This window comes from Methanoregula sp., from assembly GCA_041645435.1.
Taxonomy (GTDB): Archaea; Halobacteriota; Methanomicrobia; order Methanomicrobiales; family Methanospirillaceae; genus Methanoregula.
Genome location: JBAZQB010000003.1, coordinates 312,296 through 327,579 on the forward strand (window position 1 = coordinate 312,296; position 15,284 = coordinate 327,579).

Genomic DNA, 15,284 nt, shown 5'->3' on the forward strand with positions numbered 1-15,284 from the left:
GTTCATGAGGAGTTCAGGTGCGGGATGAAAAAACCTCAGAGGCCGCCGGATTTCGGCAGGGTATGGTCGGATTATCTTGAGAAGTATAATGATCTGGCCAGCAGAGTGAACCAGAAAAATAAGGAATCAGAGGAAATACGCAAGCTGATCCGGAAATACAACGAGCAGGAGTACATCCACTGGGACGATCTACGGCGGAAGAACATACCCTTTGATCACATCACGTTCTGGTTCGTGATACGCACTATCCGCAGCACGAAGTACCGGGAAATCCGCATTGGCGACGAGAACTTCCCCTTCTATACCCCGGAAAACTTCCAGAAACAGCTCCACCTCCTCGATAAGGCATCTCCCGCATCGTTCGACTGGCTCTTCGGGGAATTCCCGAGTGAGGCGAATAAAAATCAGTATCTCCGCAATTCCTTAATGGAAGAGGCCATCGCGTCAAGCCAGCTCGAAGGAGCGGCAACAACCCGGCCGGAGGCAAAGAAGATCCTTAGGGAAGGCAGGAAGCCTAAGAACACCTCCGAACGGATGATCGTCAACAACTACCGGACGATACTCCGCCTCAAGGAGCTGCGGGACAAGCCGCTGTCCCGTGAACTCATCATTGAGATACACGAGGAGATAACACGGGATACGCTGGAAAGCGCGAGCGACGAATCCGGCTTCCGGTCCTGCGATGTTGTTGTAGGGGATAGAGTCGATCCGACAAAGATCTACCACTATGCTCCCGGGTGTGAAAAAATCCCGGCAATGATCGATGATCTCATCGCGTTTGCGAATGAAGACGACGAGTTCATTCACCCGATTGTCAAGGCGATCATCCTTCACTTCCTCATCGGGTACATCCACCCGTTCAGTGATGGCAACGGCAGGACAGCCCGGGCAATCTTTTACTGGTTTGCCCTCAAGCACCACTACGACCTGCTGGAATATATCTCGATCTCAAGGATCTTTGCCCATGCCCCGGTCCAGTACACACGGGCGTACCAGCTCACCGAGACTGACAGCAACGACATGACATATTTCATCGATTTCAATATCCATATCATCAGCCGGGCGCTGGATGACCTGAAGAAATATATCATCAACAAAAAGGAGGAAGAAGCAGAATCTCTTCAGCTGGTCGAGCAGATCCCCGATCTCTCATTCCGTCAGGCTGAGATCCTCCGGGATTTCATCCGGCATCCGACCCGGCCTTACACGATCAGTGAGATTGCCGGCAAATACAAGATATCTCTGCCTACGGCTCGTACGGATCTCCTCCTGCTTGAAGGGAAAGGGAAACTGAAGAAATACCTGGACGGTAAACGGCAGATTTTCATGTACAAAGGAGGGACGCGGCAATGACCCCCGCCGCCCGCATAGCCGAATCCCATGTAGAAGAACACGCCCTTGCATGGCTCCGGGAGCTCGGCTACACCACCCTTTTCGGCCCGGACATCGCTCCCGGTGAACCCAAAGCCGAACGCGACCACTGGCACGACGCGATCCTGAAACACCGGCTCGCAGCAGCAATCGCCCGGCTCAACCCGGGTATCCCGGCAGATGCTCAGGAAGCCGCATTGAAAAAGATCCTGCATCCGGACTCCCCCTCACTGGTGAACAACAACCGGGTATTCCACCGTATGCTTGTTGATGGTGTTGAAGTCGAGTACCACCGGCCCGATGGCACGATCAAAGGCGACCAAGTACGGCTGGCCGATTTCGATCACCCGGAAAAGAACGACTGGCTCGCCGTCAACCAGTTCACCGTCATCGAGAACCACCACAACCGGAGACCCGATATTCTCCTGTTCCTCAATGGTCTGCCGATCGTTATCATCGAGCTGAAGAACCCGACCGATGAAAAGGCAACGATCGAGACCGCGTACCGGCAGATCCAGACCTACAAGCAGCAGATCCCGGGGCTCTTCGCCCACAATGAGATGATCGTCATCTCGGATGGCCTTGAAGCCAGGATTGGTACCCTGACCTCCATCCGCGAACGGTTCATGCCGTGGCGGACCATCGAGGGCGAACAGCTTGCCCCGCCAACCCTGCTCCGGCTCGAAGTGCTGATCCGGGGGGCGTTCGACAAGCGGCGGCTCCTCGATCTGATCAGGAATTACATTGTCTTTGAGATCGATGATGAGGGCGGCATTGCCAAGAAGATGGCAGGCTATCACCAGTATCATGCCGTGAAAAAAGCGGTCGAAAGCACGGAGCGGGCCTCCCGGCCCAGCGGGGACCGGCGGGGCGGGGTTGTCTGGCACACGCAGGGGTCGGGAAAGAGTCTGACGATGGTCTTTTTTACCGGCGAGATTGTGCTCAATCCAGCGATGGAGAACCCGACAATCGTCGTCATCACGGACCGGAACGACCTCGATGACCAGCTCTTCGGTACCTTCTCGCGCTGCCACGAGATTCTCCGGCAGAAGCCGGTACAGGCAACCGACCGGGAACACCTCAAGAAACTGCTCGCGGTTGGGTCCGGGGGGATCGTCTTTACCACCATCCAGAAATTCTTCCCGGAGAAGAAAGGCGGAAAGTATCCCGAATTGAGCGGACGCAAGAACATCATCGTCATCACAGACGAAGCCCACCGGAGCCAGTACGATTTCATCGACGGGTTCGCCCGCCATATCCGGGACGCACTCCCCGGAGCGACCTTCATCGGGTTCACCGGCACTCCCATCGAGAAGGAAGACAAGAACACCCGCCACGTCTTCGGGGATTATATCAGCATCTACGATATCCAGCGGGCAGTCGAGGACAAGGCCACCGTCCCGATCTACTACGAGAGCCGGCTTGCGAAGATCTATCTCGATGAGAAGGAACGCCCGAAGATCGATCCCCAGTTCGAGGAGATCACCGAAGGTGAAGAGATCGAGAAGAAAGAGGATCTCAAATCGAAGTGGGCGGCACTCGAAGCCGTTGTCGGGACAGAGAAACGGATCTCACTCATTGCACAGGACATCGTTGACCACTACGAGAAGCGGCAGGAGGCCATTGAGGGCAAAGCAATGATCGTCTGCATGAGCCGGCGGATCTGTGTTGACCTCTATTCAGAACTCACCCGGCTCCGCCCGGGATGGCATGCCGATGAGGATGACAAGGGGATGCTCAAGGTCATCATGACCGGCTCGGCAACCGATGAACTGGAATGGCAGCAGCATATCCGGAATAAGCCCCGCCGGGAAAAACTCGCCAAACGGTTCCAGAAGACAAAGCACGACGATGACCCGATGAAGATCGCCATTGTCCGCGACATGTGGCTCACCGGTTTCGATGTCCCGCCGCTCCACACCATGTACATCGACAAGCCGATGCAGGGGCATACCCTCATGCAGGCAATCGCCCGGGTCAACCGGGTCTTCAAGGACAAACCGGGCGGTCTGGTGGTCGATTACATCGGGCTTGGCGATGAATTGAGGAAAGCGATCGCCAACTATACCGAAAGCGGGGGCACCGGCAAAACCGCAATCGATCAGGAAGAAGCAGTCGCCGTCATGCAGGAGAAGTACGAGATCTGCTGCGGCATCTTCCACGGGTTCGACTGGTCGGACTGGGAAGACCCGCAGCGCCGGCTCGCGCTCCTGCCGGTTGCCCAGAGCGTCATCCTTGGCAAAAAAGAGGGGAAGAAGCGGTTTATTGCGGCAGTCACCGAACTCTCAAAAGCCTTCTCACTCGCAGTCCCTCACGATGAGGCAATAACGATCCGGGACGATGTGGCATTTTTCCAGGCGGTCCGAACAGCGCTGGTAAAATTTGATACTGATGGCGACAAGGCAGATCGGACATGGGACATGGAACACGCTATCCGCCAGATTGTCAGCGGAGCGATCGTTTCCGATCAGGTTATCGATATTTTTTCTGCTGCGGGTCTCAGGAAACCGGATATCTCGATCCTGTCAGAGGAATTCCTTGCGGAAGTCAGGGGGCTCCCGCAGAAGAACGTAGCAGTTGAGCTCCTGAGAAAACTCCTGAATGACGAGATCCGGACCCGGCAGAAAAAGCGCCTCGTCCAGTCCCGCTCCTTTGAACGGATGCTCGAAGAGACCATCCACCGGTACAAGAACCGGGCTATCGAAACAGTGGAGGTCATTGAGGATCTTATCAAGCTCGCCAAGGAACTGCGTGAGGCAGATAAGCGGGGAGAAGATCTAGGGCTTAATGAAGCGGAACTGGCCTTCTATGAAGCCCTTGAGGTCAATGACAGCGCTGTCATGGTTCTCGGTGATGAAACGCTCAGGAAGATTGCTCACGAACTGGTGGATCAGATCCGGAAAAATGCCACCATTGACTGGACCGTAAAGGAAGGGGTCAAGGCAAAGATGCGGGTGATGGTGAAACGTATCCTGACCAAATACAAATATCCGCCAGACATGCAGCCAAAAGCAGTTGCAACCATCCTGGAGCAGGCCGAGATCCTGTGTGCTGAGATCAGTGGATGATCAACCTCATTTTTTAATTTCAATCAAACTTTGATTTTTATTTTTCAATCAAACCCTGCCCAAAAAATTCCAACCAGACTTTGATTTGTAATTTTCAACCACACCTTACCTGAAAAAAATAAATCAGACCATGCTCAAAAATTTTCAATCAACCCCCCAGCCCCTGCCTGGAATCCGTTTGCAGATCAACCAGACTTTGTTTGAAAATAAAAAAACGCGATCCGTTTCTGATTCTTAAAACCGAAAGGGAGAAAAACCGGTCCGCACCTCCGACGTGAACCCGCTCCGGCATCACACCCAGACAGTACCTCCGGCCACTCAGCCGGATCAACCAGACCCTGCTCAAAAATTTTCAATCGGGTACGCGATCGCGGTTGAAAATCATTTCCGGATCAACCAGACCTTGCCTGAAAAATTTCAATCAGACTTTGATTTTATTTTTTTAACCAGACTTTGCTTGAAAAAAAATAATCAGACCATGCTCAAAAATTTTCAACCAGACTTTGATTTTTATTTTTCAACCACACTCTGCCTAAAATTTTCAAACCAGACTTTGCTCAAAAAATTTCAACCACACTTTGATTTTTATTTTTCAATCGGATCCCGATTAAAAAGAGCAAACGGTGTCCGATACCAAAAAACAAAGTTCAGAACGGTCGAAGTCAAATGAGGGCTTTTAGGAGCAGCAATCCTGGATATGATACTGCACAAAATACCGAACCGGAAAAACGTTATTGGATTTACAGGGTAATTCCAAAGATATTCAGCAGTACGAGGATGCATACCCCAGGCACTCCCCCAATTGCAGATATGAGCACGGTTGCAAAGTCGTACCCGAGATCCGGTTTTCCCATCCATTGCATGACATGCAGGAAATTGAGAAGAAACAAAAGGATGATTCCCAGAATGGCATTGACCACAAGGACCATGAATTTTTTTGCCAGGTAATAGACAATCGCAACAATTGCTACCACGAGAAGGATTGTAATGATTACTGCGCTCATAATTACCCCTGTTTTCCTTTATTTACCAATAGATTCCTGTTAACAATACCTTATCGGTTTATTGCTCCAGAATCCAATAAAATATCGCCAAAATTGTCATCGACCTAAATCGTTAAAGAGTTCTTGAAAACGGGCTGTTTTCAATCATAGCAGGATTTTGGGCTTATAGATCAGGTTTCCGACAACCAGTCCGATTGCGAGGGTGATTGCAACCACGAACATGTGCATGAATTCCGCAAACCCCAGTGCTGTGCTGCCGGCTGACAGGGCCACCAGTCCACGGAAGCCGATGCTTCCACTGACCATGAAGACAAAAGCGGGAAGAATAACATTGGAAGTGGGACGGTTGGTTCTATCAGACCAGACATTGGCAAAGACCATTGCCATGGCGGTACCCAGAAAGTTCCCCAGGTCACTCCCTTGGATATGTACACCCAGTACGATGCCGATACAAGCTGTAGCGCAGCAAAGCAGCGCCCACACAAGATCGCGGGGGGGCGTCTGGAAGGCTATGCAGAGACCCGCAGCGAGGAGCATAGCAAATATCCAGACCCAGCCTGAGCCGATGGATCCCACTGTTGCTGCCTGAGCCGGCAAGAGGAGCCCGATAAGGGTGACACCCATCCATGCACCTGCGAAGAGGAGGGCCAGGCAGATGAGGCCATTGACCAGGTTGGCAAGGCCGGAGACGATATGCTTTGTTGTCAGTTCGATGACCCCCACACTGATAGAAAAACCGGGGATGAGGTAAATGATCGCGGAGAGGGTCACCAGGTACACCTGAGTCCCCGGCACAAGAAAACCTGCCATAGCCGAGAGCACACCGGTGACAAACGCACACATGAGTGGCGTCCAGTCCGCGAGCTTTCCTGAGGACTGCTTCGCCAGTGTGACCAGGAAAAAAACAAGAACGCTCAAAACGGCCGAGAGGACGAGATCTCCCCAGCTTCCCTGCAGGAAACCTGCAAATCCAGCCCCGCAGAGGGCATAACCGAAAGCCACCAGGTAATTTCCATAGGGAGGGGGCATTGCATCGATCTCGTCCAGGATCTCTGTTGCACGGGCAATGCTGATGCGGTCTTCTTCGACAGCGTTTACCAGCTCTCCGACTTTTGCGAGTTTCGCCAGGTCAAACCCTGTACCCTTCATTGAGACCCGGTGCTGTCTCTGCCAGAGTTCATCATCCTTTTTCATAAAGGTAAACGAGAGACTGGTTGGCGTTGATGTGAATACTCCTTTGTATCCCAGCGCCTCTGTCGTGCGGGTGAGGTACGACTCAAGCCGTCGTGCCTGAGGACCATATCCATGGGCCAAGATCCCCAGCCTGATCACGAACCTGCAGGCAGACTCAAACCTTGCTTCCTCATCGGCATCCCTATCGGGCATCCAAATCTCCTTAACCGGGTATCGGCCTTTTTCATATACCTGTCCAGGTAGGTGTTCACAGGGTGTTCTTGTAGATTGTTCCGGCTTTCATTACCACCCGGATATTGCTGCTGTCGGTGATAGCAGAAATATCTTCAACAGGGTCTTTTCCTAGAATGAGAATATCAGCAGAGGCCAGCTCGGATATCTCGCCCAGGTTTCCGGACTGGTTCAGTACCTCGGCATTGATCTTTGTTGCCGAAATGATCGTATCGATGGGCTTCTCGATGCCGGACCGCAACTTGAATTCATTGCTCTGCTCTTCCCAGAGCGGTCCCAGCAGGTCAGTGCCAAACCCAATTTTTACCCCATGTTTCCGGGCAATTTTTACCGCTTCAAGCGCCTGAACCCGCACGGAGGCTATCTTCTTGATACTCACCTCAGGGAACTGGTATTCTGCGCCTCTCCGGGCGAGCGCGTCATACGTGATAACAGTTGGTATGAGATAGGCTCCCTTCTCTTTCATCATGGCCGCCGTCTCTTCATCAAGCAGATTGCCATGCTCGATAGTCCTGACCCCGTGTTTCAGGCAAATCTGGATGGCCTTTGCCGAGTATACATGGGCGGCAACGTAGGTACTCTTGGCCCGCGCTTCCTCCGCGATGGCTGCCAGTTCCTCATCGCTGTATTGCGTGTCAGTGACGCTATCTCCCGGGGATGCAACCCCCCCGGCGGCCATAATTTTAATGAAGGATGCACCTTTGCGAAGCTCGGACCGGCAGGTACGTCGCACTTCGGTAATCCCATCAGCGATCTGGCCAATGCTGGTTGCCGATGACTGCATGGGCGCCCCGTACTCCCCGTCATAGGTCTTGGCCCTGAAATCACCATGTCCGCCGGTCTGGCTGAGGGCCCGCCCGCAAAAGAACAACCGCGATCCCTTTATAACCCCGCTCTCTACGGCCATTGCCAGCCCAAAGTCGGCACCGCCCACATCCCGCAGGGTTGTGTAACCTCTCTGCAATGCTTCCCAGAGGTTTTTTGCCGCACAACATGTGATGTATGTGATAGGCAACTGCGGCATTGCCAGATCTACCGTGGCAGAGGTCACATGCACATGTGCATCGATCAGGCCCGGAAGGACAAATTTCCCTTCCGCATCGATGACACAATCATCGCGTGTCGCAGCAACAGGAGAGTCTGTCAATGCGGTGATTCTATCACCAGTAACAATGATGGTCTTCTTCTCGTAGCGGGACGTGTGGACATTCAGGACCTGCCCGTTTTTAATAATCGTTCTCATGTTCTTTTTCCCTTTGTTTCTGGTTTTTTTTTAAATCTGCCGATGCTGCCTGCCACCTGATTGCCGGCTCAACATATCGTGTGGCGCTCAACTCTCCTTGATCTGGTTCCTACAAAAAGCCTTTGAAGAGATATCAGCCAGATGATTCCCGGCAAAAAACCGTTACCCTCATGCCCGGGGCAAAGAAGCAACACGGTTTTTTAATTGTTTACTGTATATTCCCGGGTCACTCCATCCGACCCTGCACACAACGCAGCGGGAATTCAAGAAGATTCAAATGGTTATGGGATGAGAGTTGAATTGCCTGCCGGTAAGGCGGAGCTGGAATGCCTGCGTGTGATGCCATGAAGTTTCTTTCCCGCATTGATGAAAAACCGCCCTTACCTGCTATGACAACGGCAGCCCTCCAGTGGTTCATTGTCCTGATGCCGTCAGCGCTGATTTACGGGATGATTGTTGCACCCATGCTGTACCATGACCCGGTGCAGCAGATGCAGGTCCTCCAGGTGATCTTCGTTGTCACGGGGGTGTGCCAGATCCTCCAAATATTTATCGGGCACCGCCTTCCCATTGGAACAGGACCAACCGGTATCCTTATCATTGGTGTGGGAGCCGGCCTTGCCTTCTCAACGAATGCGATCTTCACGTCAATGATCATCTGCGGAATTGCCATCTGTATACTTGCAGCGGTCAAAGCCCACCATCTTCTCAAACGGCTCTTCACCTTCAATATCATCCTTGCCGTTCTCCTGATGTCTTGTTTCGCGGTCTCACCGATGATCCTGACCCTAATTATTCCTGAGTCGTCTGCGGCAACGGCAACGAATTACCTCATCTTTGCTATCATCTTCACCCTCCTCATTCTCGGGCTCTCCTGTGTCCTGAAAGGAATGGCAAAACAGGTCCTCCTGCCAGGTGCAATCGTGCTGGGTGTTGGCCTGTACATGGTATTTTTCCCATTCACACCAGCGGCGATCAGCAGTGCTCCGTTCGGGCTCTTCACAACGGTCGCCCCAACTGCATTCGAATTCTCCCTCCCGTTGATCTTTGCATTCCTGTTCTGCTACTTCACGCTCCTTGTCGTGGATTTCAGTGCCGTTGAATCCATGGAACTGTTCCTGAAACCCCCGGGAATGAACCCCCGCTTCCGGCGCGGCATGGCCATAACCGGCCTCTCCAGCATCCTTGCCGGGTTTGGCGGAGCAATAGGCTGCGCAAACTCGAACTTTTCCATGAACGTGATACTGGCAAACCGGCAGGCTTCCCGGTACCCTCTTGGCATTGCCGGTATCCTCTTTATTGTCATCGGGTGTTCCCCGCTGATCGTCTCCACCCTGATGGCTATCCCCCCGCTGGTTATTGGCTGTCTCTTCATCTACCTGCTCGGGGGGATGTTTGCAGCAACACTCAATCTCGCCAAAGAGCGCAGCGGGGGGATCGGGTATAATTCCGGGATCGTCATCGGGATCTCCCTTATCTTTGCAATCCTGATTGCATTCCTTCCGGTCACCACAAAAACCCTGATGAGTACCCGGATTGAGCCGGTACTCGCCAATGCATTCATTGTCGGTATTTTTTCTGCACTCATCATGGAACATATCTTCTTCCGCGGCCAGGCAGAACGGGAAGAGGAACGGGAGGAAGCGGATGATGCCTGCGAAGAGGCACAAGCCCGGGGCTGATGGTTGAGGGCAATACCAAAAAGAGACCGGGGACTTTTCCCTCGGGAAAATCCTGTTATTTAATGCGCGGATAAATCTCCGGCCCGGGTCCCATGGGGGGGAGTTTTGGGACAGGGGAGATAGAAACAGACCAGTTTCCGGGGTTATTCCGGCCAAGAACGCTCAGGTAAAATGTTCCACTCTCGGGGACGGTGACAAACACAAACGGGTGTGGCGAAAGTGCACCAAATCCCGGTTGGATGTACGAGTTGTTTGCATCCATAAGGGGTGTGCCGTTGACGTAATAGAGGAAATAATACGGTGAGGCCAGACCAATCTCATTCCTGTTGAAGAAATATTCACCTTTTTCCAGGGAGAATACAGGAGTTATCTGGGTTCCGGAACCGGAAAGATTCACGGGCGCTTTCAGGGGATTGGTTGTCACGAGCGGGGTTGCCTCAGCAGTCCACCTGCCACTGCCGGAGATGTTAAGCTGATATATCTCTTTCACGGGAGCCTGGAACGCTACTGATCCTGCAAACGGGCCGTTTGTTGAGATCTCGGTTGCCGCCCCATACTTCTGCGACAGATCAGAGAACCCGAATACCAGTTTTTCTGCACTGTCTGCACGGAACGATACAACGATCACGCCATAGTCCAGGGAGAGCGTGGTATTCGGGTAGCTGTCAGATAGTTTGGTGAGATCCGATCCCACCGGGGGTGTAGGGGTGGTCGGAACTGCCGGGTCCTTCCCTGTGCACCCGCTCGCGATAATGCAGACAATGAGGAGAATTGCTGTATAGATAACTGCTCTCATAAACTAGCAAAAAGGAGCCATATGGCAAAAAAGATGTCGTAATCGACTGCCCGTACAGGTAAGGTCCTGTCAGGTAGTATCCCTTTAATGAGACGGGGCATCCCCCCTTTATAAAAATCAATAAGTCCGTGAACACCTACTTGCCAATGATACGCTGCTTATTTATCTTTACCGAAGGTAGAATCAGAGATCCTATTGCACGGGATTCGTGGCTTAAACCAATAATCTCGTTATGCAGCGAAAATACGTTTCCTGACAGCATGGCACTCCGGATCGGTTCCTGGAACTCCCCTCCCTCCATCCAGAATGCATTGGAGAGTTCAACAGAGAATTCGCCGCTCATCGGATTTGCCGTGTGAGCACCTACCACGCCATGTACATACACCACACGTTCATCAGTTACCCTGCTGCGTTTCCCGTCAACAATAAAATTATGGTGGCCGATTCCCGGAGATCCACCATACCCTCCCCGAACCGCACTTGCCGTACTGGTCTTTTCGTACCGGTAGGCGGTTTTGAGATCATAAGCGAAAGCTTCCAGAACGCCATCCCGTATGAAATCTATCCTGTGCGTCGGCATGCCTTCTGCATCCCAGCTGACGCTACCATCAGCTCCCGGCAGGAGTGGATCATCATACATTGAGAGCAAGGGATCGGCAACGGACTCTCCCAGCGACTGTGCAAACCGCGATCTGCCCGCATGTACATTCCGCCCGTTCAGCGCAGGAATAAACACGCTGCCGAGAAGTTCAGCATAGGCAAGCGGGGAGAGCAGGATCTCGTAATCTCCAGTGGGAACATCCTTTCCTCCAGCAGATTCGTGGGCATAAAATGTTGCCCGTTCCCCAACATGGAACGGATCAACCTTGCTGATGAAACTCGAGTGATCGAATTCATAACCCGTTGATTGCCCGCGGATGGCTTCCAACGAAAGGGATACTCCCGTGTGACTGTCCGTGTAATGCAAGCCGTTGCTGTTTGCGAGGATGACAGTTGTCGTGGAGAGTCCGGCTGATCCGGCCGTAACATCAGCTTTATGTTCCTCTGCACCTGAAAGCATCTGTTCGAGCAGGATAAGAGCGGAAGCGGGTTCAACCTTCATTGATGGATCGTATGTGAGCGGGGTTTGGGAAACATCCTGCGCCCCGGGCAATCCACCCCAGGGAAGCGGGGTTGCAAGATGGCCGCTTGCGATAGCCGCATCCAGGCATTCCTTCCAGTGAACCGGATCATTCGTACTCGATGATCCGATTCTACCCTGATGGATGGTTCTGATGCCAAGACCGCAGTCAACGGAGGCGGAAGCGAGGTTGATCTTTTTTTGTTTCAGGTCAGCAGATACGCTCCTGCCCTGCACATAAAAGACTTCGACTTCGTCGACGCTCTTCTTCCCTTCACGTAAAACCTGGTCAATCCATTCCACTACCGCCCACCACCGCATCGCACAGGAGAATTGTTGGAGCCCCGTCACTCACCGGCACACTCTGCCCGCCTTTCCCGCAATACCCCGGGCTCATCACGCGGTTGTTCCCGCAGAGAGCAATATTATGCAGGGTTGTTAAGATCTCTCCTGAAAGCGAGACATCTCGCACCATATCGGTACATTCACCGTTTACCACGAGATAGCCGTATTCTGCATTGAACTGGAAAACGCCCCGACCCGGATCCACCTGACCACCACGGGAGCCTTTCAGGAAAATGCCATTTTTGCATTCCTCAAAGATCTCGTGGTCAGTGGAATCCCCGGATTCGATAAAGGTGTTGCTCATCCGGACAAGGGGGGGTTCACCGGGCATTGCACGGGCATGTCCTGGTATGCCATTTCCTACCGCTGCCAATGATTCCCGGTTATGGAGGAACGCATTAATGATCCCGTTCTTAATGATCTCGGTCCTGCACACAGCCACACCTTCCGCATCAACAGGATCAAATCCAAATTCGGGAATACTTGGATCATCTACAATCGTGAGCATCTCGTTTCCAATCTTCAGCCCGGTTTTTCCTTTCAGGACCGAGTTCCCTTCCTGGATCAGGTCGCCTTCACTCGCGTGGCCAACCGCTTCATGGGCAAATACACCGGCCAGTTCCGGATCAAGAATAGCTTTCATCTTTCCCCCACGGGCGGCTTTGGCATCGAGCAGTGCAACAGCAATATCGGCTGCCTTTTTCCCGAGATCCTGATGGTGCCGGAGGTTGAAGCCATGGATAGAATGTTCCCGTTCATATCCCATCTGGGTGTTGCCGTTCCGTGAGGCAACAGCCAGCACATTGAATCCTGAACGGCACATCTCGTAGGCATATTCATTTCCGGAACTGTCTGAAAACTCCACCTGTTCAACCCGTTCGATATAGTTGGCCCTGCGGTTTACGACAGAGGGGTGAATTGCGCCTTTCTCTATCTCTGAAAGGATTGCGGATTTTTCCTCGATACTGACCGAACGGGGATCCTCTTTCATGGCAGGAACCGTGAGCACGCCACGGGGAACATTACCGAGGCTGACCTGTTCCTGCGTTATCGCAGAGAGCTTGCAGGCTTCCTGCAACAGTTCATCGAATTTCCTGCCCGTTTGAGGTTGGTAATTATCGATCTGGAGAATCCCCCAGCCGGTGTTGCTGATGACCCGCAGTACCGCCTTATTAAAAAACGTGGTTCCTGCGGACTCGAAGACACCGTTATCTATGTCGATGTGGGTAATTTGCCCTGTTACATGACGCAGATCAAAATAAGTGATACCGGGCATGTTCGTTCATGCCACCGGATGATTGACAGTCGTTGCCTCTGCAATCAGTGTTGTTGAACGTATTGCCATATTTTTGAGCTTGTTAAGGAATCCTTCGAAATTCTCCGGCACAAGGGCAATCTTGAGGACATCATCAATTGTATCCACAGGTATAACCGTGACCATTGATTTGTACCGTTCCTCAATCAATACATCATTGATATTTGTGCGGGGAATAAGTACGGTTTTGATACCCGCCTTTGCCGCTGCTTCGATCTTGAAGGTAACCCCCCCCACCGGAAGGACATCCCCGCGAACGGAGAGCGAACCCGTCATTGCAACATCCTGGCGAACGGGAATGCCCTCAATTGCACTGATGACAGCAGTTGCTACACTGATGGATGCAGAATCTCCCTCAACACCCCCATACGTCCCGATAAACTGGATGTGCAGGTCAATATTTTTCACATCTTTTCCGGTAAATTTCTTGAGGATCGCACTGACGTTCTTTATCGATTCCTGAGCGATCTCCTTAAGCATACCAGTTGCGATTACGGTACCGCTTGCACCCTGGGCCGGGGTGACTTCTGCCATGATGGGAAGCACTGAACCGGAATCGGTTCCCATGACAGCAAGCCCGTTTACGCGCCCGATTCGGGTTCCTTCTATAACGGTAAGCTCATATTCACGGCTTCTCCGGATATATTCGTCGGATACCTGATCTTCAATTGACCGGGCAGTCACTTTTGCCGTTATAACGTGGTGAGCGGTGGTGATCGCTGCACCCTCCTGCCGGGCAATATCTCCGGCAACACGGATGAGACCACCCATGTCACGGAGCTTGAGAGTGAGATGTCCTTTGCGGTTGGAGCGCCTGCGGGATTCCCGGATTACTTCGTCAATCGCACTCTGGTCAAAGTGCGGAATCTTCCCGTCATTTTTGACCTCCTGTGCAACGAACCGGACATATTTCTCCCGGTTTTCTTCGGTGTCCTCCATGCTCTCCGACATGTACACTTCGTACCCATATCCCCGGATACGGGAGCGGAGTGCCGGGTGCATTCCCTGGATTGCATCAAGGTTGCCTGCCGCAACCATCACGAATTTACAGGGTACCGGTTCCGTCCTGACCATCGCACCGCTCGACCGCTCACTCTGCCCTGTGATGGGAAACTCTCCTTCCTGAAGTGCCGTGAGCAGGTTCTGCTGGGAGTGCGGGTCTAACGTGTTAATCTCATCGATGAAGAGGACCCCCCCATTCGAACGGTGAATTGCACCTGCCTCCACCCGGTCGTGTGACGGGGTTTCAAGACCGCCACTCTGGAAGGGATCATGACGAACATCGCCTAACAGGGCACCGGCATGCGTGCCTGTGCCATCTATAAAAGGTGCGATGCTTTTGGTGTCATTCGAGACAAGGAGTTTAGGCACCATCGTCTCCTCCCTCGGCATACTTGTGCGGAATGCTATAAAGATAAAGGCAACAGCAATGAGCCCCATCAGGATCTGGCCGGTAATGATCGCATATCCCCCAATCGCGATGATGGCAAGGAAAAGGAGCATATTCCGGAACTGGATCTTTTTCTTGGCTTCTGCTTTATGGGCAGCCACAATCTGTTTTCCCCGACCCGCGGCAACCGTCCTTATCACCGGGTTATTGTTGTCATCGGAATTCGGATAGACCATAATGTCGATGAGCTCTTCCTTGGGTAACAGCTCAGCCATTGCCTTGGCCAGCATCGATTTACCGGTACCGGGGCTGCCAATCATCATGACATGCCGGCGCTGGATAGCCGCCTTTTTGATAACTTCAACCGCGTGCTCCTGTCCGATCACCTGATCGATCAGTTTAGCGGGCACTTCTATCTTTGATGATGTCGCTCCCGCACTTTCCGTAGATACCGCTTCGGGCGATGCGGGTTTTATTTCATTCTGCTGCGGGGGGATTTGTTCAGATATCTCCATTGCGCGATTG

11 protein-coding genes are annotated in these 15,284 nt (G+C 52.6%); 4 read left to right on the forward strand and 7 right to left on the reverse strand.

Features of this window, described 5'->3' with window-relative positions; translation table 11 throughout:
* The first annotated feature begins 24 nt into the window (after positions 1-24).
* From WC593_08245 to WC593_08255, 3 genes are all read left to right on the forward strand, one after another.
* Positions 25-1,353: a Fic family protein gene (locus tag WC593_08245; GenBank protein MFA4825135.1), complete on the forward strand. Its 1,329-nt coding sequence runs from the start codon at positions 25-27 to the stop codon at positions 1,351-1,353.
* Entirely contained in the window at positions 1,350-4,439 is a 3,090-nt protein-coding gene (locus tag WC593_08250) for a type I restriction endonuclease subunit R (protein ID MFA4825136.1), read from the forward strand. Before WC593_08245 ends, WC593_08250 begins: the two co-directional genes overlap by 4 nt.
* Positions 4,440-4,713: 274 nt before the next feature.
* On the forward strand, positions 4,714-5,109 hold the full coding sequence (locus WC593_08255; protein ID MFA4825137.1) for a hypothetical protein: 396 nt from the start codon (positions 4,714-4,716) through the stop codon (positions 5,107-5,109).
* A gap of 70 nt (positions 5,110-5,179) precedes the next feature.
* On the opposite strand, the gene WC593_08260 is transcribed toward WC593_08255, so the two are convergent.
* The 3 genes from WC593_08260 to WC593_08270 form a co-directional block, all read right to left on the reverse strand.
* Positions 5,180-5,443, reverse strand: a complete 264-nt coding sequence (locus tag WC593_08260) for a pro-sigmaK processing inhibitor BofA family protein (protein MFA4825138.1) — start codon at positions 5,441-5,443, stop codon at positions 5,180-5,182.
* A gap of 144 nt (positions 5,444-5,587) precedes the next feature.
* A complete protein-coding gene (locus WC593_08265) occupies positions 5,588-6,829 on the reverse strand; it encodes a threonine/serine exporter family protein (GenBank protein MFA4825139.1) in 1,242 nt (413 codons plus the stop codon).
* A 55-nt stretch (positions 6,830-6,884) separates the two neighbouring features.
* Positions 6,885-8,111 carry an amidohydrolase family protein gene (locus WC593_08270; protein MFA4825140.1) on the reverse strand — a complete coding sequence of 409 codons (1,227 nt, stop codon included), beginning with the start codon at positions 8,109-8,111 and terminating at the stop codon, positions 6,885-6,887.
* A gap of 326 nt (positions 8,112-8,437) precedes the next feature.
* Here WC593_08270 and WC593_08275 point away from each other — a divergent pair, with 326 nt between their 5' ends.
* Positions 8,438-9,793, forward strand: coding sequence for a solute carrier family 23 protein (locus tag WC593_08275; protein MFA4825141.1), 1,356 nt, complete (start codon positions 8,438-8,440; stop codon positions 9,791-9,793).
* Between the two features lie 55 nt (positions 9,794-9,848).
* On the opposite strand, the gene WC593_08280 is transcribed toward WC593_08275, so the two are convergent.
* From WC593_08280 to lonB, 4 genes are all read right to left on the reverse strand, one after another.
* A complete protein-coding gene (locus WC593_08280; GenBank protein ID MFA4825142.1) occupies positions 9,849-10,589 on the reverse strand; it encodes a hypothetical protein in 741 nt (246 codons plus the stop codon).
* Between the two features lie 136 nt (positions 10,590-10,725).
* A complete protein-coding gene (locus tag WC593_08285) occupies positions 10,726-12,012 on the reverse strand; it encodes a TldD/PmbA family protein (GenBank protein MFA4825143.1) in 1,287 nt (428 codons plus the stop codon).
* Positions 11,999-13,330 (reverse strand): TldD/PmbA family protein, encoded by a 1,332-nt coding sequence (locus WC593_08290; GenBank protein ID MFA4825144.1) that lies wholly within the window; start codon positions 13,328-13,330, stop codon positions 11,999-12,001. The genes WC593_08285 and WC593_08290 overlap by 14 nt, the downstream gene beginning before the upstream one ends.
* 6 nt (positions 13,331-13,336) lie before the next feature.
* A complete protein-coding gene (gene lonB / locus WC593_08295; protein MFA4825145.1) occupies positions 13,337-15,274 on the reverse strand; it encodes an ATP-dependent protease LonB in 1,938 nt (645 codons plus the stop codon).
* Positions 15,275-15,284: the final 10 nt, after the last annotated feature.